This window comes from Aerosakkonema sp. BLCC-F183, from assembly GCF_041929145.1.
In the GTDB taxonomy this organism is placed as follows: Bacteria; Cyanobacteriota; Cyanobacteriia; order Cyanobacteriales; family Aerosakkonemataceae; genus Aerosakkonema.
Genome location: NZ_JBHFNU010000087.1, coordinates 198266 through 220105, shown reverse-complemented (window position 1 = coordinate 220105; position 21840 = coordinate 198266). Strand labels below are relative to the sequence as shown.

Below are 21840 nucleotides of genomic sequence, written 5' to 3'. Positions count from 1 at the left end.
TTCTTTTGACTTTTGACTTTTTTAACCCTGACGCCCTGTTGATATCGCTTTAATAAATGCCTCCGAATCTGCCACCGCTCCAAATACACCCCCTTGCATTTTAATCATCTTTAATGCCGCTAAATAATTGCCGTAGTCCGTCGCACCAGTGCAGTCAGATAGCATCAAGCATTCGTAACCGCGATCGTTCGCTTCCCGCATCGTAGTGTGGACGCAAACATCTGTCGTAATTCCACCTAAAACGATATTTTGGATACCTTTACCTTTGAGGATCAAATCCAAATCTGTAGCATAAAACGAACCTTTACCCGGTTTATCTATGATTACTTCTCCTGGCTTAGGTGCGAGTTCTGGAATAATTTCCCATCCCGGTTCGCCGCGGACTAAAATTTTTCCGCAAGGGCCAGGATCGCCAATTCCCGCACCGATGCGACGGCTGCGCCACCCCTTATTTTCCGGCAAATCGGATAAATCGGGTCGATGTCCCTCGCGGGTGTGCATCACATGAAATCCTTGAGCGCGAGCCACTTCTAAAACCTTTTTAATCGGCTCTATTGGAGCGCGAGTTAGCGACAAATCGTAACCCATTTTATCCACATAACCACCCACGCCGCAGAAGTCGGTTTGCATATCAATTATCAGCACAACCGTATTTTCTGGACGCAAATCCCCATTGAACGGATAGGGATACGGATCGGACTCAACAAAACATCCCATATTCAGCAGCATTTGAGTATATTTAAATATCTACTAAATTATGACATTTTTCGGCGTATCAAAAATAACTTTTTAACTTTTAACTGGTAAGGTAATTACAAATTCCGTTCCTTGACCGGGCGCAGAAATACAATTCAGATCGCCCCCGTGTTTTTCCACGACAATCTGATGACTGATCGACAAACCCAAACCAGTTCCTTTGCCAACCACCTTCGTGGTAAACAACGGCTCAAATATACGAGCTTTCACTTCTGGTGCTATCCCCATCCCATTGTCCTGTATCCGAATAACCGCTATATCTTTGTTTTGTGAAACTTCGGTACGAATCCGAATCGTAGGGTTGCCACATTCCATTTCTTCAATTGCGTCAATGGCGTTGGCAATGATATTCATAAATACCTGATTAATTTGACCGGCGTAGCACTCGACTGGTGGCAATTCTCCATATTCTTTAATTATTTCAATAGGCGGACGGTTTGCTTTCGCTTTCAATCGATGCTTCAAAATTAGGAGGGTGCTATCTATGCCTTCGTGAATGTTGACCGACACTTTAGCAGTAGTATCCGCTCGCGAGAAATTCCGCAGAGAAACGCTAATTTGATGAATGCGATCGGTTCCCGTTTTCAAGGATGAAATTAAATTGGGCAAATCTTCTATTAAATAACCTAATTCAATCTTTTCGGCATGAATTTCAATTTCCTCTCCTGGCTCTGGAAATTTCTGCTGATAAAGGCTTAAGTGTTCAATCAAAGATTGGATATATCCTTCAGCGTGGCTGATATTACCCGCAATAAAGCTTACAGGATTATTAATTTCGTGAGCCACTCCTGCCACCAATTGACCGAGCGCGGACATTTTTTCCTTATGCACTAAATAAGATTGGGCCTGTTGCAATTCTTGCATAGTTTGCTTTAGTTCAGCCGTGCGTTCCTCCACCCGTTTTTCTAATTCCTGCGTCAGCTTTTGCAAAGAAATTTCAGCGGCAACTCGATCTTCAACTTCTCGTTTGAGAAGCAAATTTTGCTGTTGCATAATTTTCGTCAAATTATACAATTTTAACTGAGATTTGACGCGGGCTAATACCTCATCTTGCTGAAACGGCTTAGTGATGTAATCGACTGCTCCTAAATTGAGACCTTTGACTTTATCTACCCTGTCAGAGAGGGAAGTCATAAAAATTACTGGTATATCTTTAGTTGCCGGGTCTGACTTCAACCTATAGCAGGTTTCAAATCCATCGATTCCGGGCATCATCACATCTAATAAAATCAGATCTGGTTGGGCATATTTTACCCTTTGGATAGCACTTTCCCCATCTCGCGCTACCAATACTTCAAATCCAGCTTCATCCAAAAAATCGGTGATTGCCCCTAAATTAACGGGGTTATCATCAACAATTAACAGGATAGATTTTTCGCTAGATTCAGCACTCATTTGGATCTGACCTGTATTTACTAATGAACTCCAGAATTTCTTTTTCCTGAAAGTTGTGAGCTAGTTGACGCAAATATTGGACAAAAGGGACAAGTTTTTCATCCATTTGCTCTAACTTGACAGTTTGTCTGGCAATACCCTTGATATTACCTCTCATCGCTAGCTCAAAGAGGATTTCTATTTCTTCTGCTGGGGGAGGAATTAATTCGCCATCTGGAATTTGAGATTTAGTAAGCTCGGCATTTGTATCTTGGCTTTCTTCTGCTGGCTGTGGCTTCGGGGTTTCCTCGTAAATCCATACGATTTTCAAATATTTTTGTAACTTCTGAAATAGTTCATCTGCCTGTACTGGTTTGGGCATAAAATCGTTACCCCCAGCTGACAAACTCTTATGTCGATCGGCTACGAATACGCTAGCAGATGAAACAATTATCACTAGATCCTTCAATTCCGGTGACTGCCGAATGCGGCGTGTCATCTCAAATCCGTCCAGCACAGGCATGACTAAATCGGTGATAATTAGGTCGGGGTTAAACTCCGCTGCTTTAATCAAACCTTCCTCACCGTTTGTTGCTTCTGCCATTTCAAACCCGATTTGCTCTAGCAGATTGACAATTACCGATCGATTTTCCCATTTATCATCTACTACCAGGATTTTCCGCCTTTTCCCCTCTACGCCAATAATCTTTTGTTGCTTAATAATAGTGGCTGTTTGTATCCAGTCTTGGGCTTCAGGTAAATCCAAATCAACCCAAAAAATGCTGCCCATACCGAGTTGACTTTTTACTTGGATTTTACTGCCCATCATTTGAACAATTTTATGGCTAATTGCCAATCCCAGTCCGGTTCCTTCTGCTTGATGTTTGCCATTTCCCACTTGCTCGAAAGGCAAAAATATCTTTTCCAATTCGTCCGGACTCATACCTACGCCGGTGTCTTTTACCTCGAAACGAATTTTTGTTATTAGTCTTCGTTCAGTTTTAGAGATTGACTCTCTAGTGTCTGATGACTGATGATTTATGACACTTACGTTAAAGTTAACTCCACCTGTTTCTGTAAATTTAATTGCATTTCCGAGTAAATTAATCAGTACCTGTCGTAACCGTTTCCGATCGGCATGAATGGCTATAGGCAGTTCGCTAGTTGGTTGGTAAACAAACGAGATATCTTTTTGTTCGGCGCGGATGCGGCAGATTTCTACTACGCTTTCCAAGAAAGAAGGAAAATAGAAATCTTCTGCATACAGTTCCATTTTCTTAGCTTCTATTTTAGAAAGATCTAAAATATCTTCGATCAGGGTCAGCAAATGAGTGCCGCACTGGTAAATAATGTTGATGTAGTGCAGTTGTTTTTTAGTTAGATTTTGCGCTCTTTCCAGGATTTGAGCATAACCCAAAATGCCGTTGAGAGGGGTTCTTAATTCGTGGCTCATATTTGCCAAAAATTCGCTTTTAGCTTTGTTGGCAACCTCAGCAGCTTCCATAGCTTGCCTGAGCGCGTTTGTGCGTTGTTCGACTCTAATTTCTAACTGTTCGTTTGTCTTTTCTAAAGTTCTAAATGACTCCTGCAATTGCTGTGCCATTTGGTTAAAAGAACGCGCTAAAATCCCCAGTTCATTGCGTGATTGAATGTAGACGCGAGTGTCGAGATTTCCATCGCTAATTTGGGCGGCGGCAACAGTAAGACTTTCTAGGGGCTTGACGAGCCGCCGAGAGAAATAGAATCCCAATACTACGGCGGTAAATGTTGCGAGGGAGAGGGCTCCTACCATTACTAAAATCTGATTGCGGACAGGGGCGTATGCTTCGGCTGTCGGTAATTCGACAACGACGCTCCAATCAACGCTGTCAATAGGTGCGATCGCGCCCAAAACTTCCTCATTTTGAAGACCTCGGTAGATTGTCAGCGCTTGTGTCTCTGTATCGTGCAAATTTTCAATAAACGGACGCTGGGAAATGTCTTCTAGTTTAAATCTCTCTCCAGCACTTCTTTTTTTAGCAATTATAAAGTTGCGATCGTCTATTACGTAAGTATAGCCAGTTTTTCCTACTTCTGTCTGGGAAACCACAAAATCCAGGAATTTTAAATTAACTCTAGCCAGTAAAATGCCATCCACTTCATCTTGTCGATCGCGAATGGGAACGGCGATCGTTGTCACTAACTGATGAATTTCCGGATCGATGCTCACAGCATCGACATAATCTTCTTGTCGCCTGAACGATCGCACAAATAGCGGTGTAAGTGCCAGATTACCCAGCCCAACACGATTGTAGGGAGAAACGACTACAACTGGATTTCCCTGACGATTAACAATGGCCACCATTTCGTAAGCATCGTTGTGGCGGGTTAAACCTTCCAGCAAAGTTTGTTTGGTTTCCAGAGGTAGATCGGTTAAACCCTGCACTCTCGCCAAATAACCCAATTTTCTGATCAAATCGTCCATGTAGGCGTCGATTGTTTCAGCAGCAGCTCGCGATCGCGCTTGCTGTAGCAGGTTTGATTGTTTTAATTGGGTTTGGAAACTAGAGTAAATCAGTATTACTCCGGTCGTCAGCAAGCTCGATACCACCAAGAAGACCATCCCAAAACGCAATTGTTTCGCGATGGATAAATTCCACAGCCAAGTTAAATTGCTGTTTAATTTATCTGAACTAGCCTTTTGATTTTCTTGATGCAATTGAGCCTCCTTGTCAGAGTATTGCAGCTACTGGCTTACTTCCTTAAACCTAAATTATTTAGGGGGAAATGTCTATTTTATCTGTGATAATATCGTTTTTAATTTTGTTGACTATCTCTTCTTGTTCCGCAGTCAGCGATCCTCGAAAAGGAGCTAATCTTTGCACTTTTTCTTTCAGTCCAAACTTGTATTGCTTACCCTCCCATCGCCCTTTTCTAACTAAAGTTGCTGCCTGTAACAATAACTTTGGAGAATCCTGGATGGCACTGGTCAAGACAGTACCAGGCGCAAGTTGATATAGGTCTTGAATCCATCCAATAGTGTAAATCCCATTTTTTTGGGCTAATTTATGTAAATGTAGACAACCTGGATCGGCATTATTTGAAATAATATCAACTCCCTGTTTAATTTGTTTTTCAGCAATCATTTGGCACTTGTTTGTATCTGTCCAATTTCCCACCCATTCTGTTATCACAGTTATATTTGGGTTGGTTAATTTTGCGCCTCTCTCAAACAAGATAGCCCCTTCTTTTATATGGGGATAATCTACACCTCCAATAAACGACACTTTATTAGTTTTGGTCTTAAGGGCAGCAACTACACCTGTCAGATAACCTAATTCACCACTCTGAAAAGATAGCGCACCTAAATTTTTATTGTTACCGGGAAAAGTCCCCACTACAGCAAATTTAGTGCGCGGAAATTCTTTGGCCACAATTTCCGCAGCAGCAACAAATCTGCCTCCGTGACCGATAATTAAATCGAAACCTGACTTGGCATACTGCCTGAATATATTTGTTACTTCCGCTTCAGATAAATAGTCGGTTTTTTCTGTGTAAGCTATCTTGGCTCTCAGTTGCTGCTCGATCGACTTCAACCCTTCGTACCCTGACTGACTCCAACTGCCATCGTCGATCGCATCCGGTAGGAGCGCGGCGACTTTAAAAGTGCTTAACATTTCAGAGTCAACACTGGAACCAGTATGCCTATCCGCTCCGCCACAGCCGATCGCAATAAATGGTAGAATTCCTATAAATAGGTATATTATAAAGATAATCAATCGGCGCATTTGGCTGAGATACCTATATTTTCAGTGAAATTCCCAGACGCTTACCAATCAGCGAGCCCTCTCCCATAGATAAAATATTTTTATCTAAAATGTCTGACCGATCGCCCTCCTAAAAAATTCGGTGAGAGTATTTTTTGACATTATTGATATTGTTATACAATTATACAGAAGTGTTCCGCAACTAAATATGGAAAAGTTTACATAGGCAAGTATGGGCAAGAGTTTTTCATCTTGTTACTGAAGCAATAGCAATTCTACTATCTACTTAGTAGAAGTATGACGCGATGCCTGCAACAATAATGAAAAATTTTTTCTCCCCACTAGCCTGTCTATTTTAAAGTCAGATTTACAGTGCTATTCTCGCCACAAAGCTATGCCGCCTAACAAACCGCTCACGTTAGGTACTATTTTGGCATTAGGCGGCAAATTTATCGTCATTTCATCTGTGTTACCGCCGCCGATATAGAGGTGGTCGTAATTGAACAAATGTGCTAGGGAAGAAATTGCTTTTTCCAGACGCTGGTTCCATTTTTTCTTGCCAACGTCGTCTAAAGCAGCACGTCCCAGTTGTTCTTCGTAGGTTTGACCTTTGCGAAACGGATGGTGACCCATTTCTAAATTCGGCACTAATTTACCGTTGATAAATAATGCCGATCCGAAGCCTGTACCCAGTGTAATTACCAATTCAACTCCATGCCCAGAAATTGCGCCAAAACCCTGAATATCTGCATCGTTGGCGACGCGCACAGGTTTGTTTAATTTCTGGGAAAGAACTGTTGCTAAATCAAAATCGATCCAATCCGGATCTAAGTTTACCGCCGTTTTAATGATGCCGTTTTGCACTACGCCGGGAAAGCCTACCGAGATGCGATCGAACTCACCTTGTCCTGCGGCTAAATCTGCGATCGCATTTATTATCGGTTCTGTTTTGGGGGGTTGCGGTGTCGGTACTCGCTTGCGTTCTGTTCGAGGAGTGCCATCTTCGTTCAAAACCATGACTTTGACGCCACTACCGCCGATGTCTACCGTCAGGGTGGCAATATTTCCGTTTGCTTGAGCCATTAGCGTTTATGTTAGATCTTCATTACCGCTATTTTATGCAATTTGCAGTTATTTTCGTCGCTCGCTAATTTTCCGTACCCAACGCTCCCGGTGCGCCGCTGAGCGTCCGTTTCGGCGAACAAGTGATAATCATGATTAGCAATGTCAGGATATACGGCGAGGCATTAAACAGATAGTAATAGGAATTGACCCCAACCGATTGCAATGCAGGGCCGATCGCTTGCGCCCCACCAAATAGCAAAGCCGCATACAAGCATTGTATCGGATTCCACCGGGCAAAAATTACCAGTGCCACTGCCATCAAACCTTGACCGCTGGAAATGCGCTCTGACCAGCTACCGGGATAATAAAGAGATAGATAAGCACCGCCGATACCTGCAAGAAAACTGCCAGCAATAATGCTGAGCATTCTGATTTTATAAACTGAAATTCCCATTGCTTTAGCTGCTTCGGGACTATCGCCAACCGCTCTTATGTATAAACCCCAACGAGTGGATTTAAAAAACCACTGCATCATGGGTGCGATCGCCACACCCAAAAGAAAAAGCGGACTAATTTTCAGCGCCGCTTTTATTGAAGGAATATCGCTCCAATTACCTAACTCAAAAGCAGGTAATTGCGGTGCTACTGGCTGAATAAAAGGTTTCCCTAAGAAAAAGGCTATGCCGCTGCCAAAAATAATCATAGCAATGCCGACAGCAACATCGTTTACCTTTTGTTGTTGTGCCAGCCAAGCGTGAATTGTACCCAGCAGCATTCCTGCAAAACCAGCAGTTATAACACCAAGCCAAGGCGCGAGCCAAGGTGGAATTCCGTTGGCACTGCTGAGGTAAGATATTGCATAAGCACTCATGGCTCCCATCAACAGGGTTCCTTCCAAACCCAGATTAATTTTGCCGCTTTTTTCTGTTAAACATTCGCCCAAACTCACAAATAGAAAGGGCGCACTACCTCGGATTGTTCCTGCTGCGATCGCCAGCGGTACTCCCCACCAGCCTATACTTTCTGCTGTCATAAGACGATTTTGGATTTTGGATTTTGGATTTTGGATTGGAGATGTTCGACTCTTTCCGATCTGCTATGCTTTTTCTTTTTTTCCTCTGTCCCTCTCTTTCTCCCCTCCCTGTGGAACGGGGAGGGGTTGGGGGTGGGGTTGCCCTCTGCCATAGCACGGAAGAGCTAATTAGGTTTGCGGGTTGATGTTTGGCGCTGATATTTGAGGTCGAACGCCTTCTTTAAAGATGGCAAAACGTCCGTACAGAGACTCGCTGAAAAGAATTACCAAAAATACAACACCTTGGAAAACCAAAACAGTTGCATCGGGCAATTGATGCGCCCTTTGCAGGATGCCACCACTGGCGAGAATTCCGCCTAAAATAACTGAAACCACCACGGCGGCTAGAGGATTTTGCCGCGCAATAAACGCAACCAAAATGCCGCTGTAACCGTAATTAGCATTCAGCGATTCGTTAGCGCGACCGTGTACCGCCGCCACTTCCACCATACCTGCTAAACCCGCACAAGAACCGGCGAGGAAACAAATAATTAAAGTTAGTTTTCCTACTGGCAATCCAGCGATTTTGGCAGCGCGAATATTACCGCCAACTGTTCTGGTAGCAAACCCAAATGTGGTACGCTGAATGAGGAAGTAAGCGATCGCGCAAGCAATAATCCCGTAAATTAAACCGTAATGAACGCGAGAGCCCGGTATATTTCCCAACATATCGGCATCGGGAATTGGGTAGCTGGAAGGCTTGTTGAGACTGCTGGGGTCGCGCATTGGCCCACCAACCATGTGATTGAGGAGGGCGATCGCAATATAATTCAACAACAAGCTGCTAATCGTTTCGTTAACGCCTCGGTAATGGCGTAATGCCCCAACGCCGGCAATCCACAAACCACCAGCAATAAGTCCTGCCAAAGCCATCGCCAACTGCACGACAAAAGGCCCAGTACCCTGCATCGCCAGCCCTGTAGCCACAGCAGACAAACCACCGATCACGATCGCCCCTTCATTGCCGATAATTACCAAACCCAAACGCGCAGGTAACGCCGTACACAGGGAACTCAGCATCAAAGGCGCGGCGCGAATTAACGTGTTCTGGAACGAATACCAATTGCCAAAAGCTGCCTTATAAATCGATCCGTATACGGCAAAGGGATTAGCACCCGATGCCGCACAAAACACACCGAATATTAGCAGCGAAACCGCCAGCGCTGCTACCGGAATGCAAATTTTTTCTAGCGTTGTCCGCCAATTTTGTGCGATCGCCATAATCCAGTTTTTCTTATTCAAATTTAACTTTGACGCACTAACCCCAGCCCCTCGCTCTTATTTCTTTTGACTTTTGACTTTTGCCTTTTGCCTTTTGACTTTTGCCTTACCTAACTGCTAGTACTACCAATCACACCTTCTACCAGCCAATTCATCTTTTCCAGTTCCGGGTCTTGCTGTTTGTACTCCTTCGCTGAGGCGATGATAGTTTTTCCAGTATTATCTTTAATTTCTCCTTTATAAATGACCATACTGCCATCCATAAACTTCGCTTTAGCTGCATCTGCTTCCTTCTTCGCCGCTTCGCTAACAGCTTGCCCGTAGTCTGAAAGTTTACAAAAACCATCCTTCAAACCACCACGCACCAGATGGGGGATTCCTCCGTTCATCAAAGTTTTGCCATCGCGAATCATTTCTGCATATTTGGAATAGACATTTGTCCAATCCCACTCCGCACCTGTAAGATATCCTTTAGGAGCAAGATTTGCTTGATTCGCATGGTAACCGCTACAGAAAACACCCCGTTTTTCAGCAGTTTCTATCACCACTTTGGGGCTGTCTACGTGACAAGTCAGTACATCAACTCCTTGGTCGATCATGCTATTGGCAGCTTCGGCTTCTTTAACAGGCAAAGACCAGTCACCTGTGAAGATAACTTGAGTTGTAACTTTAGGATTAACGCTGCGTGCGCCTAGAGTAAAACTGTTGATATTTCGGATTAGTTGGGGGATGGGTTTGGCGGCGACAAATCCTAATTTGCCAGTTTTGCTGGTGGATGCCGCAACAATTCCTGCGATGTACTGCGCTTCATCAATATAGCCATAGTAACTACCAACATTTTTCGGGTGTTTTCCTTCTTCGTAGAGTCCGCCGCAGTGGAAGAATTGTACTTCGGGATATTCTTGGGCAAGTTTCAAGATATGCGGATCGAAGTAACCGAAAGACGTGGGAAACAAGACTGTACAACCGTCCTGTTCAATCATGTTCCGCATCGCTTCCTGTACTTCTGTAGTTTCCGGAACATTAGCTTGCTCTACAGTTTTCACCCAAGGTAATTTTGCAACTCCTTCTTTTCCTTGCGCGTGGGCTTGGTTGTATCCATAATCGTCTTTGGGGCCGACATAAATAAATCCCATTGTTATTTGTTTGACTGCCCCAGTTGAACTTGAAGTAGAAGTTGAATTACTTGAACTTCCTGGACTTGTTGGATTCGATGGTGTGTTTGGGGTACATCCAGTCCAAAGACGCGAACTAACTCCAAACGCTGTTGTGGCTAAAATACCGCGTATGACTTGACGGCGATTTAGGTTAAATGGGCGTCTGATACTCACTTTCTAGCCCTCCTTTGACAGGGGTAAATGTTTTTTTATATTAAGTTCTGCTCTAAGACAGATGACATCAATCGGTTAACCAGTCAATCTAATCACTGTATTGCATAGAATTTTGTAATTTGCAATACATTTGGCCCACGAGTTATGCTTTATCTTTGCCTAAATGGGCAATGTAACCACGCCAGCCACCCCACTGGGTAATTTCCCGCTTACCTTCACAAAGAAGCGATTCGCCTAAAACACCCAGTACTTCTTGGCCATCTGCCAAACGCACTTTGCCGATGCACAATCCGGGCGGTTCTTGCCGTAAAATTGTGCAAATGCCAGATGTAGGAACAGCCCAAACTTCAACGGCGATCGCATTTCCACCATTACTTACCCGCATCATTGCTGGATGGCGATCGTCGATCGACCACAACCGATAAACTGGTTCTGTCAAGGCTTCTCGCACAAAAGTAGCTCCCACAGCCAACAGGTTTGGGTTCAATTCCAAACCTCGCATCAGTGTACCATTAACAGCCAAGTGTACGGTTTCCATAATTATGGTTTTTATTTCTGCCCAACCTTATGATTATGAACTCCCAGATGCAACTAAGGTGGCGTTAATTGTCATCGATATGCAGCGAGATTTTCTCGAACCTGGGGGTTTTGGCGAAGCTTTGGGTAACGATGTTACAAGGCTTCAAAGCATTGTACCAACTGTGAGGAAATTATTGGATGCTTTTCGCGATCGCCATCTTCCCATTATCCACACGATCGAATGTCACAAACCGGATCTTTCTGACTGTCCTCCCGCCAAGCTTAACCGAGGCAAAGGCAAATTGAAAATCGGCGATGTAGGCCCTTTGGGACGTATTTTAGTGTTGGGCGAACCCGGTAATGCCATTATTCCCGAACTGTCACCGCTACCTGATGAAACGGTAATCACCAAACCGGGTAAGGGCGCTTTTTATCATACCGATTTAGAATCTTTATTGCGCGATAAAGGCATTACTCATCTGCTCTTTGGTGGAGTAACGACTGAGGTTTGCGTGCAGACAACTATGCGCGAAGCTAACGACCGGGGATTTGAGTCTTTGCTAATAGAAGATGCGACCGAAAGTTATTTTCCCGAATTCAAACAAGCTACAATTGAAATGATTCGCGCTCAAGGCGGTATTGTGGGCTGGACGACAACTGCTGAAAATGTTTTGCAAGGATTGGAAAAGATTGGTTAACCTTTTATCCTTTACCTTCCCAAAGCTTGAAAATAGCATCTCGGCTGACTGGCTCGGTATTTTCACCTTCTCTAATAGCCTTTTCTAAGGCTATGTCTTCTATGATTTCTGCCAATAAATCAGAGAAGACCTCTTTCTGCTCATAAAGTACCTCAACCAGCGCTGTTTTCAGCAGATCTTTTAGTTTGCTTTCCTCTATGGTAATTTCAGCCATATATTCTCCTACTGAGGTGTTTACCTCATATTAGCAGAAAATCGCTTAATAGGTATTGCCATAGTCGAGACCTACATATTTATATTCGGTATTGCTGAAAGACATACTTCTGACTTCGCTAGTTATATCTAAAATCATCTTATTGTGTACTTTGGATATGTGGCGATCGCACTCTTTTTGCCTTACTCTCCAGATGCGATCGCCATCAAATCAATATTAAGCAGCGCCAGCAGCTTGCTTTCCTTTAGTTTTATCTTTCATATCCCGTCTTCCCCAAGGTTTGATAATCGAAATAGCAATAATCGCTAACAGGCAAAAAGTCTGAATACTTCCGCCAGTAATTACCGCTTTGATATCAAACATAAACAGCGGATTGGTAAGTGCTTTGATTCTTTCGGCGTCAGAAATAGCTGTCATAGCATTTACCCAAGGGCCAAGCCAGAATGTACCGAAGGTAATCAGCACAGTTGTGGCGATCCACTTGACAATTACCCAGTAAAATTTAAAGAATCCCCAAACAGTTAACCAGCAAAGTAATGCTCCTGTTACGGAAGAAGCGATCGCCGCAGGAATTACCACAAAATCATCCAGCAACTTCACAACCGAATTAATCGCGTAAAGTTCATCTCCGTTCTGGCTGTGAAGGTTACTCAACCCAATCAAAACCATACTTAAACCAGTCCCAAACCAAATCGCTCCGGAAGCGACATGAGCAGATACGAGCCAGCTTTTTGCCGTTCCAGTTAGCTTTTTGCTCGCTTGCTCTTTCTTCTCCTTAACTGCAACTGATTTGTTCGCCATTTTTGCATCTCCTCATGTTTGGATAAGTGTTTGTATTCAAAATATGCCTGAACGCTACAAGCTTTATCTAACTACTCAGAACTGGACTTTGGCTTTGTTCCCGCGTTCCTGACATTAACCACTTTGTTTAGGATCTCAAACCAAAATGGTGCGCCCATAGAAATAGCAATAGCCGTTAAAATCCAACCCCAAATTACTTTAACTATACCTCGCCAATCCCAATTTCCCATCGGCGAAATCGATTGCTGTTCTTGCAATTGCTTTAATGGGTTACCAATATTCCAACCAATTGGAAAAGATGAGATATCATTTAAAGCTGTATGAATATTTTCTCGCAAAGGTAGCAAACATTTATCCTTACTTGCTTGGTCTTTGGCAGTATTTAAACATTGTACGATCGCATCCGAGTTTCTCGCCAATATTTCCTCACTAACTTGACTCACAGTCGAGCGCAATACTTCATCTTTGTACAATCTTTGCATCAGGTAAACTGTATCGGCGTTAGCCATAACTGCAACCGCTAATCCAATCAAGAAAGATACCCCTTTCGCATTCCGTTTGTAGACTCCCGATGCTCGCGCCATCGTTTCATCGAACCAAGTTGCGATTTCATGTTGTAAATCTTGAATTGCCGGTTCTATCCCCCGGTCTTGATTTTGAAGTTTTTTCGCAAAAGCAGACAAAATATCTTTTAATTTGGGCGGCAAATCCGAGCTAGTTATTTTTGTTTCAACAACCGCAATGCTTTGCGAACCTTTGAAATATAAATTTAAAATATCTACTAAAGCATAAGCAAACATTTCTGAAGGGATATAAGATGGGCCGACGGAATTTCTTTTGTGACCTGCCTGATTGAGAGATTTAATTAAATCGTGAGCGTAGAGTTGTTCCGTAAGGTTTTTATTCAAAAGAGTTCTGATAGAGTTTTTGAGTTGCTTGGCTCTCCACTCGCGAAAAGTCGCGATCGCTTCCTGAATTTCTGAAGTGAGCAAACTCAAAATCAGATAAATAAAAATCAAACCTATGGCAACATTAACAATTGTAGGTACATCCATTTTTCTTTCATTGGTAATTGGTCAGCGATCGCCAGTCAACCTAGCAAGGATTTTAGATTTGGGATTTGGGATTTTGGATTTGCTCTGCAATGAGTTTTTGTCGTGATAATAAAAGCTTATCTAATCGTAGGGTGGATTAGGCACGGGCGATCTAAAAGTCAAAAGTCAGGCATTCAAAAGTCAAAATTTCCCCTCTTCCCTCTCCCTTTCCGAGCGTGCCGTAACCCACCATCGCAAACATACACAAACATTTTCCACCATAAACCCGAAAAACCCAAATTTTTTGATGATTCCCTTTGAAATGGGAAGCTTTAAAACCCCTTTTTTTCGGTGAATAAAATTAAATTATTATATTTGTGAATATCTATCTGTTACAATTACTCGAATCTACTTGATTACAGATAAAGCTTATGGTAGCATAATAGATTGTGTCCGAGAAAGGTAAGCCCATGCCAAAAGTCAAAACTCGCAAATCGGCGGCAAAGCGGTTCAGAGTAACCGGAAGCGGCAAAATCATGCGCCGCCACTCTTTTAAGAACCACTTGCTACAACACAAAAGCGCCAAGCGGAAACGTCATCTATCTAACCCAGCAGTTGTGGACGAAAGAGACGAAGAAAACGTGCGCCTGATGCTTCCCTATCTCTAGGGACTCCTGGCGGTGCGTTACGCGGCACTAAGTTTGCCTAATGCACCTACACAAGTAATCCAAAATCTAAAATCCTCTCATCCAAAATCGATATGACAAGAGTAAAACGCGGTAACGTTGCTCGCAAACGTCGCAAGAAAGTTCTCAAACTGGCGAAAGGATTTCGCGGTTCCCACTCCACGCTGTTTCGCACAGCCAATCAACAAGTAATGAAGGCGTTGCGGAATTCCTATCGCGATCGCAAAAAACGCAAGCGCGATTTCCGCCGTCTGTGGATCGTCCGCATCAACGCCGCCGCGCATCAGCACGGCGTCAGCTACAGCCAATTGATGGGCAACCTAAAAAAAGCCAACATCGAACTCAATCGCAAAATGCTCGCCCAACTCGCCATCCTCGATCCGGAGAGTTTCGGCAAAGTTGTCGAATTGGCTTCCAAAGCTAAATAAAAGTCAAAAGTCAAAAGTCAAAAAAAAGGATTGAAAAATCTGCTCTTTGTTTTGCCTTTTTACCTAGTTCCCTGGCTGTGCCTGGGAACACTTTTGCCTTTTGCCAGCAATGCCGCCGAACTCAAAGAAATTCAGGAACGGGGCTACTTAATTGTTGGTGTAAAAGATAACTTGCGTCCTCTGGGTTTTCGGGATGCGACGGGCAACCTGCAAGGATTAGAAATTGACTTGGCGCGAGGTTTGGCAGCAGAATTGTTGGGGCGTCCCGATGCTGTCAAGTTCGAGCCAGTGGCAAATCGCGATCGCCTTGACGTTGTATTGCGGGGCAAAGTCGATCTTACCATTGCCAGAGTCACGGCCACCGAACCCCGCGCCCGCTTGGTTAATTTTAGCCCCCCCTACTATTTTGATGGCATCGCCTTCGTGACAAAAGATGCCACAGTGCAACAGCTCGATGATGTTCGGCAAGCGAAAATTGCCGTTCTGTACGGTTCCAGTACCATCCCCAAACTGCGGTATCAGTTACCCGCCGCCCAGCTCGTCGGTGTGGCATCCTATGAACAAGCGCGATCGCTCCTCGAAGCTGGCGGCGCAGTTGCTTTTGCCGCCGATGTCAGCATCCTCACCGGTTGGGTACAGGAATATCCCCAATATCGCTTAGTGCCAACCCTGCTTTCCGCCGAACCCCTAGCTGTAGTAATGCCCAAGGGATTGCAGTACGATGAATTGCGACGGCGGGTCAATCAGGCGATCGATCGTTGGAAATCCGACGGTTGGTTACAGCAACGAGCTATCTATTGGGGACTGCCTTGGGATACCTTAAAATAAAGTTTTGAGATGTGAGGAATGTGTTTTGAGTTTTCTACAAAACCAAAAATTCCCACTCAGCACTCAGCATTCAACACCCAACACTGAAAATTCCCCCTTTAAAAACCTATGCAAAGCCAGCTTCCCATTGTTTATATCTCTATATTGCTAGCACTGCTATCTGGAACCGCTTGGTTGATTTTTCAGCAAGTCTTCAAAACTCGCAAAGTTGAAACCACACTTACGCGCCTGCAAAACAAGCTGAAAAATGAGAAAGGTACAGCTCAAGAGTATTACGAATTGGGCAGCATTTATCTCGATAAAAAGCTGTTCGCACAATCCGTCCAAGTCTTCCAAAGGGCACTTAAAGCCGCCGAAGAGGAAGCACCCGAAAATACTGCCCTCATTTACAACGGATTGGGCTTTGCCTACTTTGCCCTAGAGCAATACGACGCGGCAATTCGCAACTACAAAGAAGCCCTAAAGCTCCAGCCAAATTATCCCACTGCACTCAACAATTTAGGTCATGCCTACGAGAAAAAGAAGTTAACCGCACAAGCACTGCAATCTTACGACGAAGCTTTGAAGTACGAACCCAACAATTCCACTGCTAAGCGCCGCGCCGAATCCCTCCGCAAACGACTCGTCCCATCCAGTTAAAAGTAGGGTGGGCAATGCCCACCAAGCTAGTTTTAAGATGTTCGAGAAACCCGGTTTTTTAGAAAAACCGGGTTTCTTGTCTAGAAAAACTATCTTGTTAAATGATAAGAGGTTAAACTGGATGGTAAAACCTATTTACTTTTCGACCCATTCCAGAGAGAGAATGCTACTGCGGGGTGCTGAAGAAGTTGAGGTTATTGCAGCCATTCGTTCTGGTTCATGGGAATCTGCCAAACGAGGTAAATTTTCGGCTCGCGCTCAATTTGATTTTAACGATCGCTCGCCAATTAATCAACAGTTTTACAGCTATAAAGCTGTTAAGCCAATCTTTACCGAGGAACCGGGAAGAATTCTAGTAGTAACAGTAAACGTCTATTATTTCAACTAGAAGGAAGAAAACTATGAAGATCCACTACGATCCAGAAGTTGATGTACTCTATATAGAGTTACTGCCATTAGCGCCAGGGACAGCCGAAAATCGAGAACTGACAGAAGATATTATTGCTGATTACAGTCCTGATGGCAAACTAGCTGGATTAGAAATCCTTGATGCTTCGCAAGTTTTGGGTGAACAACTACAAGAAATAATTGTCGAGGATGCTTCTGTTGGTGTAATCCATCGACTTGCTCTTTTATAAAGATAAGTACAATAGATGCGATCGCATTTTGGCGAAAGATGGAAGTGCGATCACTAGGAAGGTGAAGAAAAAAGGGATGCGATCGGTAAGCTTCGCGGAAACTTTTTTTGCAAGTTTAAGTTATGGTATAATACAATAATAGCCACAAATGTAAAGAAACATTAGTGATAATCCCACAGACTAGGAGATAAATATGCAAGTCAAAGACATGAATGTTGAGCAACTGCGGGACTTGATCCGGCATACCGTTGAACAGTGCTTAGAGGAATATTTTGGCGATCCTGATATAGGTTTAGAAGTTAAGACAGAAGTAAAACAAAAATTGCTAGATTCACTGAAGCGTACACAAGCAGAAGAAAGCAGCATTCTGGCTGGCTGAATCGATGGAAAATCGGTATACAATCGTAAATGAGCTATTCGATTGAAGTGACAGCATAAGCTCTTGCTAATGAAGAGAAATTAGCTCAAGCGATGCGAGAGCGGATCGACAAGAAAATTAATTGGTTGGCTGAAAATTTTGAAGAAATCACTCCAATGCCGTTATCGGCTAATCTAGCAGGATTTTTTAAACTAAGGGTAGGCGATTATCGGGTGATTTATTCCTTTAATGACGATTTAAAGGTTATTACTATTCACCAGATTGGACACCGGAGAGAAATTTATGATTATTAAGTGAATGGTGATATACCTACGGCAGGCTAAGCGATCGCATTTGGAGAAAGATGGAAAAGTGCGATCGCTTTTAACTATAAGGTTTCCCGCTCAGTAGCTAATGACGGTAAAAAATGCTATTTTAGGTATTAAATCTGAATCTTAGGGAACACTTTAAAACTATGAGTAGTTCTTTGACACCTTTTTTAAAACACAGAGGAAAAACAGAAGCAGAACAATTAGAAAAGAATCTGGCGGCAATGAAACTTCTGAAAGGCTGGATAGAAGAAGAAGTTACGGAAGAAGAATCAAAGCAAAGAGAAAGCTACTTTGAATCTTTCAAAGAAATTGTGGATAGTGTGCGAATGCCAGGACATAAACTTTACAGTAAAGAATGATTGTTTTTTTAGATACGGGCTAATTTATAAATCAGATGAATACTATCACAATTGCAATTTCAGATGAGCGTTTGCACAAGCTACAACAAGTCGCCGCTGACCTCAATGTATCGATAGAAGAGTTGCTCTTAATAAGCTTGGATAACTTGGTCGCACAGCGAGAAGCTTCTATCCCAAATACTACGAAAAATGCCGAACTTGACCCAGAAATAGTAGATAAGTTTTATACCCTTGCTAAGCAATGGGAAAATGAAGTTGCTGGAATGTCTTCTACTGCCCAAATGTCTCAGCATCCTCATTATCGGGAAATTATTAGTATGGGAACCAAAATCTTGCCCCTGTTGCTGTTAGAACTGAAAAAGAATCCACTTTACTGGTTAGCAGCGTTGAGTGCAATTACAGGTGAAAATCCTATTAAGCCAGAACAAAGAGGAAGAGTCAAGCAGATGGCATCAGCTTGGATAGAGTGGGGTAGAAACCAAGGCTACGCGATCGAATAAAATGTATATAAGACCTGAACTTGAAATTAAATGGCCTAATTTGTCTCGCACTGATTATCAAGTTACCAGTCCAAAGTCAGAGGAATATAACTGTTTTGCATGGGCTGTAGAAGAGGACGATCGCTGGTGGCAACCTATACCGGGAGAGCAATTTTATTGGCCTGATGGTGTTCCTCAAGAAGAGACTCTAGAAGCTTATATTCAAGCTTATCAAACGCTAGGATATGAACCAGATCATGATGAAATATTGGAAACTGGATATCAGAAAATAGCTATATATGTTGACTCTAATGGTATTCCAACTCATGCAGCCAGACAATTACCTAATGGAAAGTGGACAAGTAAACTTGGCTGGTTAGAAGATATCGAACACGAACTTGATGGATTAACAGGAGATCGGTACGGAGTTGTCGGTCAAATTCTCAAACGTCCGATCGAGTTTAGTTCCGCTAATGCTATTGATGAGTAGTTGAGTTTTTAGGTGCGATCGCTTTTTGGGGGGAAGATGGAAGTACGATCGCATTTGGGGAGAAAGATGAGAGTGCCTGGTATCCCTTTTAACTCTTTCATCAAAAAGCCCTTATACTATCAACTTCCCCATCGGAAAATATTGGAATCCGAATCGGAAAACGCTTATTACGGTTATTGCTTGGCGTCCAATAACTATTGCGATATCTGGGGTTATTAACATGAACATTCATCACACACTGCCGATTATTACGGTGCGCCCATATATGCCAAGTATTCTTTTCAACTAGGTCATCGAAAATTCCTAGCTGTCGAAGCTCACGAAAGTTGTATTTACAGGTTTGATCTGCTTGCTCTTGAGACATACTTGCTAAATTGCTTAAGCCCGATACAAATACAAATTCATGTGGTTCATAAGCGATTGCTTTTTGATCAATTATTTGTCCCAAATTGATATTCAAAGACATACCAAAGGTTGACAAGAATAGCAGAATTCCCAGCGGTTTATTTTTTAAATGATACTTTGCCATCTAACCTCCTAAATTTTGTCGCATCAATAAAATGGTTGATTGCGAACCTAATAGTTTCAGGACAAACCTATCCTAAAGAAAGCGATCGCTACTTTACCGTATGAAAAGTACGGCATTTCGTCACCCATTCAAAGTATGAAAAGTACGAAAAGTACGAAAAGTATGGTATAATAAGCCTCAATTTAGTATTTATTGGGTGTATGGATATTGCGGAAATCTTAGAACTGGCAGATGATCTAGTCTTTTCCAAAACCGGAAAACATTTAGATCGTTTGCAAAAAACTGTATTAAAAGGTACTGTCCAAGGTCAAACCTACCCAGAAATTGCTAAAGATAATGGTTTTAGTGAAAGTCATGTAAAAAATGTCGGACATGAATTATGGAACCTTCTATCATCAGGATTAGGTGAAAAAGTTACTAAAGCTAATTTTAAAAGTATATTCAAAAACATAAGAAGCAAAAATTTTTCCCAGATAGATTCAAAAGGTTGCCAAAATCATCCAACAATTAATAATATTAATATTTTTACAGATAAACATCGATCGCACTCCCCCACACAACAACCCCAACAAACCCCAACTCAACCGCACATCGATTTAGGTGACGCGCCGGAAATTTTTAGATTTTACGATCGCACCACCGAACTCGCCACCCTGGAAAACTGGATAATATGCGATCGCACTCGTCTTATTGCGCTTCTCGGAATTAGCGGAATTGGCAAAACTACCCTTTCATTACAACTAATAGAACAAATCAAAACCAACTTCGATTATATTATCTATCGCAGTCTGCGCTTTTCCCCAACACTCAACGCAACACTCACCAATCTGTTGCAAATCTTCCCCCACGAAGCAGACATTCCCCAACACATCGAAACGCAAATATCCCAAGTCCTCAATTACCTACGCCAGCATCGCTGTTTAATTATCTTCGATGACCTACAAATGCTTTTTGCTAGCGGACAACTCGCGGGTCAATATAAAACTGGATATGAAGATTATCAGTTATTTTTTAAATTAATTGCCGAAGTCAATCATCATAGTTGTTTGTTACTCAATACTTGGGAGAAACCTAGAGAAATTGCCAAGTTAGAGAAAAGTAATAACTACGTGCGAACATTCGTTTTAGGCAGTTTAGGATTAGCAGCAAAAGAAATTCTGAAAGAGCGTAACTTATCAGATGAAGATACTTGGGAAACATTGATTGATATCTACCAAGGCAATCCTCTCTGGTTAGAATTGACCGCCAGTACCATCGAAGATATATTTGCAGGTAGTGTTTCTGATTTTTTGCAATGCGATGCGCCAATATTAGATGAATCTTTACAAGCGCAACTAGACCAACAATTTCAGCGTTTAACGCAGCAGGAAATATTAGTAATGACTCAGTTAGCTAAGGAAGGCAAACCTGTTGCTTTACCGGATATTTTAAAGATAGTTGAATTATCGGTATCGGATTTAGTGAATGCGATGCGATCGCTAGGAAGGCGGTTATTAGTCGAGGGAAAGGAGGAGGAAAAAACAACTTTTTTTAGCTTAAATACCGTCATAAAAGAGTATGTTAAAAGTCGGTATATGAGATAATTTAGAAGCTAAAATAATCGCAGACAAAGGGTTTCTTCATATCCGTCAAAAAATATCGAAATTAACAACAAAAAAACCAGTTTTCCATAGGCGATCGCGAATACAACACCATGCGATCGACTTTCATAATTTATCCGATTTATTCATTCTTCCCAAGCGATAAGCCGTCAATGGACTATTCCGAATATCCGCTTCTATTTGGGCAATCAGTTCATCAAGCGCTAAATTAAGACGATCGAACTGGCGACAGACTTCGCGCATTCTACTAACAGTTTGCTTGACTTTCTCTAGATCGGGAAGAGGGGGTTTTTGAATCATAGTAAGTTCCAACATAATTTTATATTCCCACTTGGTATATAGCTGGTCGATATCTAGGCAGGGGAATCGGTTTTCCTTCAACTTTCGCGGTTTCCAGCCATGCAGCTTTCGCAATTAGCACTTCCCGCACTGCTTCCTCTGGTGTTTCGCCAAAAGCAGAACAGTATTTTAAGTCAGGGATATCGGCAATATAACCTTCATCTTCTTCGCTATAGAATACGTTGATGCGATCGTCTTTCATTGCTTTTCTGCCTCATCTTCCAGTTTAAGATTGATATACGGTAATTTAGCTGGCATAAATCCCGATCGCACCACTTCTTTGCCTCATCCCCAAGCTTCAGT

28 protein-coding genes are annotated in these 21840 nt (G+C 42.7%); 13 read left to right on the top strand and 15 right to left on the bottom strand.

What is annotated here, in order from left to right:
• Window positions 1-21: 21 nt before the first annotated feature.
• The 9 genes from ACE1CD_RS25960 to ACE1CD_RS25920 all read right to left on the bottom strand — a co-directional run bounded on the left by ACE1CD_RS25960 (window position 22) and on the right by ACE1CD_RS25920 (window position 11103).
• On the bottom strand, window positions 22-717 hold the full coding sequence (locus ACE1CD_RS25960; RefSeq protein WP_374826711.1) for a cysteine hydrolase family protein: 696 nt from the start codon (window positions 715-717) through the stop codon (window positions 22-24).
• Window positions 718-789: 72 nt separating this feature from the next.
• Entirely contained in the window at window positions 790-2151 is a 1362-nt protein-coding gene (locus ACE1CD_RS25955; RefSeq protein ID WP_374826710.1) for a response regulator, read from the bottom strand.
• The gene (locus tag ACE1CD_RS25950) at window positions 2141-4828 is read right to left on the bottom strand and encodes a cache domain-containing protein (protein WP_374826709.1); all 2688 of its coding nucleotides are present in this window, start codon (window positions 4826-4828) and stop codon (window positions 2141-2143) included. Before ACE1CD_RS25950 ends, ACE1CD_RS25955 begins: the two co-directional genes overlap by 11 nt.
• A gap of 58 nt (window positions 4829-4886) precedes the next feature.
• On the bottom strand, window positions 4887-5897 hold the full coding sequence (locus ACE1CD_RS25945; RefSeq protein WP_374792906.1) for a BMP family protein: 1011 nt from the start codon (window positions 5895-5897) through the stop codon (window positions 4887-4889).
• A gap of 354 nt (window positions 5898-6251) precedes the next feature.
• On the bottom strand, window positions 6252-6959 hold the full coding sequence (locus tag ACE1CD_RS25940) for an ROK family protein (protein WP_374826708.1): 708 nt from the start codon (window positions 6957-6959) through the stop codon (window positions 6252-6254).
• A 64-nt stretch (window positions 6960-7023) separates the two neighbouring features.
• Entirely contained in the window at window positions 7024-7974 is a 951-nt protein-coding gene (locus ACE1CD_RS25935) for an ABC transporter permease (RefSeq protein ID WP_374792902.1), read from the bottom strand.
• A gap of 168 nt (window positions 7975-8142) precedes the next feature.
• Window positions 8143-9255 (bottom strand): ABC transporter permease, encoded by a 1113-nt coding sequence (locus tag ACE1CD_RS25930; RefSeq protein ID WP_374826707.1) that lies wholly within the window; start codon window positions 9253-9255, stop codon window positions 8143-8145.
• 89 nt (window positions 9256-9344) lie between these two features.
• Window positions 9345-10565, bottom strand: a complete 1221-nt coding sequence (locus ACE1CD_RS25925; RefSeq protein ID WP_374826706.1) for a BMP family ABC transporter substrate-binding protein — start codon at window positions 10563-10565, stop codon at window positions 9345-9347.
• Between the two features lie 142 nt (window positions 10566-10707).
• Entirely contained in the window at window positions 10708-11103 is a 396-nt protein-coding gene (locus tag ACE1CD_RS25920; protein WP_374826705.1) for a glutamyl-tRNA amidotransferase, read from the bottom strand.
• A gap of 4 nt (window positions 11104-11107) precedes the next feature.
• Between ACE1CD_RS25920 and ACE1CD_RS25915 the strand changes: the two genes are divergently transcribed.
• Window positions 11108-11782: a cysteine hydrolase family protein gene (locus ACE1CD_RS25915; RefSeq protein WP_374792894.1), complete on the top strand. Its 675-nt coding sequence runs from the start codon at window positions 11108-11110 to the stop codon at window positions 11780-11782.
• Between the two features lie 4 nt (window positions 11783-11786).
• On the opposite strand, the gene ACE1CD_RS25910 is transcribed toward ACE1CD_RS25915, so the two are convergent.
• The 3 genes from ACE1CD_RS25910 to ACE1CD_RS25900 form a co-directional block, all read right to left on the bottom strand.
• On the bottom strand, window positions 11787-11996 hold the full coding sequence (locus tag ACE1CD_RS25910) for a hypothetical protein (RefSeq protein WP_374792892.1): 210 nt from the start codon (window positions 11994-11996) through the stop codon (window positions 11787-11789).
• 216 nt (window positions 11997-12212) lie between these two features.
• Window positions 12213-12797 carry a DUF2269 family protein gene (locus tag ACE1CD_RS25905; protein WP_374792890.1) on the bottom strand — a complete coding sequence of 195 codons (585 nt, stop codon included), beginning with the start codon at window positions 12795-12797 and terminating at the stop codon, window positions 12213-12215.
• A gap of 71 nt (window positions 12798-12868) precedes the next feature.
• Entirely contained in the window at window positions 12869-13852 is a 984-nt protein-coding gene (locus tag ACE1CD_RS25900; protein ID WP_374826704.1) for a hypothetical protein, read from the bottom strand.
• 449 nt (window positions 13853-14301) lie between these two features.
• Between ACE1CD_RS25900 and rpmI the strand changes: the two genes are divergently transcribed.
• From rpmI to ACE1CD_RS25845, 11 genes are all read left to right on the top strand, one after another.
• The gene (rpmI, locus tag ACE1CD_RS25895) at window positions 14302-14499 is read left to right on the top strand and encodes a 50S ribosomal protein L35 (protein ID WP_374792886.1); all 198 of its coding nucleotides are present in this window, start codon (window positions 14302-14304) and stop codon (window positions 14497-14499) included.
• 92 nt (window positions 14500-14591) lie between these two features.
• On the top strand, window positions 14592-14945 hold the full coding sequence (rplT, locus tag ACE1CD_RS25890) for a 50S ribosomal protein L20 (protein WP_374792884.1): 354 nt from the start codon (window positions 14592-14594) through the stop codon (window positions 14943-14945).
• A gap of 30 nt (window positions 14946-14975) precedes the next feature.
• Window positions 14976-15773 (top strand): transporter substrate-binding domain-containing protein, encoded by a 798-nt coding sequence (locus tag ACE1CD_RS25885; RefSeq protein WP_374826703.1) that lies wholly within the window; start codon window positions 14976-14978, stop codon window positions 15771-15773.
• A gap of 108 nt (window positions 15774-15881) precedes the next feature.
• The gene (locus ACE1CD_RS25880; protein ID WP_374792881.1) at window positions 15882-16412 is read left to right on the top strand and encodes a tetratricopeptide repeat protein; all 531 of its coding nucleotides are present in this window, start codon (window positions 15882-15884) and stop codon (window positions 16410-16412) included.
• 121 nt (window positions 16413-16533) lie between these two features.
• Complete coding sequence (locus ACE1CD_RS25875; RefSeq protein WP_374792879.1) at window positions 16534-16800, top strand: hypothetical protein; 267 nt, start codon at window positions 16534-16536, stop codon at window positions 16798-16800.
• A gap of 13 nt (window positions 16801-16813) precedes the next feature.
• On the top strand, window positions 16814-17050 hold the full coding sequence (locus ACE1CD_RS25870) for a DUF2283 domain-containing protein (RefSeq protein ID WP_374792878.1): 237 nt from the start codon (window positions 16814-16816) through the stop codon (window positions 17048-17050).
• 193 nt (window positions 17051-17243) lie between these two features.
• The gene (locus ACE1CD_RS25865; protein ID WP_374826702.1) at window positions 17244-17429 is read left to right on the top strand and encodes a hypothetical protein; all 186 of its coding nucleotides are present in this window, start codon (window positions 17244-17246) and stop codon (window positions 17427-17429) included.
• 92 nt (window positions 17430-17521) lie between these two features.
• A complete protein-coding gene (locus ACE1CD_RS25860) occupies window positions 17522-17722 on the top strand; it encodes a type II toxin-antitoxin system RelE/ParE family toxin (protein WP_374826701.1) in 201 nt (66 codons plus the stop codon).
• A 161-nt stretch (window positions 17723-17883) separates the two neighbouring features.
• The gene (locus ACE1CD_RS25855) at window positions 17884-18099 is read left to right on the top strand and encodes a hypothetical protein (protein WP_374792872.1); all 216 of its coding nucleotides are present in this window, start codon (window positions 17884-17886) and stop codon (window positions 18097-18099) included.
• Window positions 18100-18134: 35 nt separating this feature from the next.
• Entirely contained in the window at window positions 18135-18599 is a 465-nt protein-coding gene (locus ACE1CD_RS25850) for a hypothetical protein (protein ID WP_374792870.1), read from the top strand.
• Between the two features lies 1 nt (window position 18600).
• Window positions 18601-19068 (top strand): hypothetical protein, encoded by a 468-nt coding sequence (locus tag ACE1CD_RS25845; protein WP_374826700.1) that lies wholly within the window; start codon window positions 18601-18603, stop codon window positions 19066-19068.
• 100 nt (window positions 19069-19168) lie between these two features.
• On the opposite strand, the gene ACE1CD_RS25840 is transcribed toward ACE1CD_RS25845, so the two are convergent.
• Window positions 19169-19597, bottom strand: coding sequence for a hypothetical protein (locus ACE1CD_RS25840; RefSeq protein WP_374826699.1), 429 nt, complete (start codon window positions 19595-19597; stop codon window positions 19169-19171).
• Between the two features lie 200 nt (window positions 19598-19797).
• Here ACE1CD_RS25840 and ACE1CD_RS25835 point away from each other — a divergent pair, with 200 nt between their 5' ends.
• On the top strand, window positions 19798-21180 hold the full coding sequence (locus ACE1CD_RS25835; protein ID WP_374826698.1) for an ATP-binding protein: 1383 nt from the start codon (window positions 19798-19800) through the stop codon (window positions 21178-21180).
• A 123-nt stretch (window positions 21181-21303) separates the two neighbouring features.
• On the opposite strand, the gene ACE1CD_RS25830 is transcribed toward ACE1CD_RS25835, so the two are convergent.
• Window positions 21304-21513, bottom strand: coding sequence for a hypothetical protein (locus tag ACE1CD_RS25830; protein ID WP_374792861.1), 210 nt, complete (start codon window positions 21511-21513; stop codon window positions 21304-21306).
• Window positions 21514-21517: 4 nt separating this feature from the next.
• On the bottom strand, window positions 21518-21739 hold the full coding sequence (locus ACE1CD_RS25825; protein WP_374826697.1) for a type II toxin-antitoxin system HicB family antitoxin: 222 nt from the start codon (window positions 21737-21739) through the stop codon (window positions 21518-21520).
• Window positions 21740-21840 lie beyond the last annotated feature (101 nt).

Excerpts from the sequence above, each read along its gene's own strand:
- ACE1CD_RS25915 (WP_374792894.1), top strand. The coding sequence starts at position 11,108 with ATGGTTTTTATTTCTGCCCAACCTTATGATTATGAACTCCCAGATGCA.
- ACE1CD_RS25955 (WP_374826710.1), bottom strand. The coding sequence starts at position 2,151 with ATGAGTGCTGAATCTAGCGAAAAATCTATCCTGTTAATTGTTGATGAT.
- ACE1CD_RS25865 (WP_374826702.1), top strand. The coding sequence starts at position 17,244 with ATGCAAGTCAAAGACATGAATGTTGAGCAACTGCGGGACTTGATCCGG.
- ACE1CD_RS25825 (WP_374826697.1), bottom strand. The coding sequence starts at position 21,739 with ATGAAAGACGATCGCATCAACGTATTCTATAGCGAAGAAGATGAAGGT.
- rpmI (WP_374792886.1), top strand. The coding sequence starts at position 14,302 with ATGCCAAAAGTCAAAACTCGCAAATCGGCGGCAAAGCGGTTCAGAGTA.
- ACE1CD_RS25870 (WP_374792878.1), top strand. The coding sequence starts at position 16,814 with ATGAAGATCCACTACGATCCAGAAGTTGATGTACTCTATATAGAGTTA.
- ACE1CD_RS25855 (WP_374792872.1), top strand. The coding sequence starts at position 17,884 with ATGAGTAGTTCTTTGACACCTTTTTTAAAACACAGAGGAAAAACAGAA.
- ACE1CD_RS25920 (WP_374826705.1), bottom strand. The coding sequence starts at position 11,103 with ATGGAAACCGTACACTTGGCTGTTAATGGTACACTGATGCGAGGTTTG.
- ACE1CD_RS25840 (WP_374826699.1), bottom strand. The coding sequence starts at position 19,597 with ATGGCAAAGTATCATTTAAAAAATAAACCGCTGGGAATTCTGCTATTC.
- ACE1CD_RS25880 (WP_374792881.1), top strand. The coding sequence starts at position 15,882 with ATGCAAAGCCAGCTTCCCATTGTTTATATCTCTATATTGCTAGCACTG.
- ACE1CD_RS25900 (WP_374826704.1), bottom strand. The coding sequence starts at position 13,852 with ATGGATGTACCTACAATTGTTAATGTTGCCATAGGTTTGATTTTTATT.
- ACE1CD_RS25940 (WP_374826708.1), bottom strand. The coding sequence starts at position 6,959 with ATGGCTCAAGCAAACGGAAATATTGCCACCCTGACGGTAGACATCGGC.
- ACE1CD_RS25830 (WP_374792861.1), bottom strand. The coding sequence starts at position 21,513 with ATGTTGGAACTTACTATGATTCAAAAACCCCCTCTTCCCGATCTAGAG.
- ACE1CD_RS25845 (WP_374826700.1), top strand. The coding sequence starts at position 18,601 with ATGTATATAAGACCTGAACTTGAAATTAAATGGCCTAATTTGTCTCGC.
- ACE1CD_RS25910 (WP_374792892.1), bottom strand. The coding sequence starts at position 11,996 with ATGGCTGAAATTACCATAGAGGAAAGCAAACTAAAAGATCTGCTGAAA.
- ACE1CD_RS25875 (WP_374792879.1), top strand. The coding sequence starts at position 16,534 with ATGGTAAAACCTATTTACTTTTCGACCCATTCCAGAGAGAGAATGCTA.
- ACE1CD_RS25960 (WP_374826711.1), bottom strand. The coding sequence starts at position 717 with ATGGGATGTTTTGTTGAGTCCGATCCGTATCCCTATCCGTTCAATGGG.
- rplT (WP_374792884.1), top strand. The coding sequence starts at position 14,592 with ATGACAAGAGTAAAACGCGGTAACGTTGCTCGCAAACGTCGCAAGAAA.
- ACE1CD_RS25945 (WP_374792906.1), bottom strand. The coding sequence starts at position 5,897 with ATGCGCCGATTGATTATCTTTATAATATACCTATTTATAGGAATTCTA.
- ACE1CD_RS25860 (WP_374826701.1), top strand. The coding sequence starts at position 17,522 with ATGCGAGAGCGGATCGACAAGAAAATTAATTGGTTGGCTGAAAATTTT.
- ACE1CD_RS25850 (WP_374792870.1), top strand. The coding sequence starts at position 18,135 with ATGAATACTATCACAATTGCAATTTCAGATGAGCGTTTGCACAAGCTA.
- ACE1CD_RS25905 (WP_374792890.1), bottom strand. The coding sequence starts at position 12,797 with ATGGCGAACAAATCAGTTGCAGTTAAGGAGAAGAAAGAGCAAGCGAGC.
- ACE1CD_RS25835 (WP_374826698.1), top strand. The coding sequence starts at position 19,798 with ATGGATATTGCGGAAATCTTAGAACTGGCAGATGATCTAGTCTTTTCC.
- ACE1CD_RS25935 (WP_374792902.1), bottom strand. The coding sequence starts at position 7,974 with ATGACAGCAGAAAGTATAGGCTGGTGGGGAGTACCGCTGGCGATCGCA.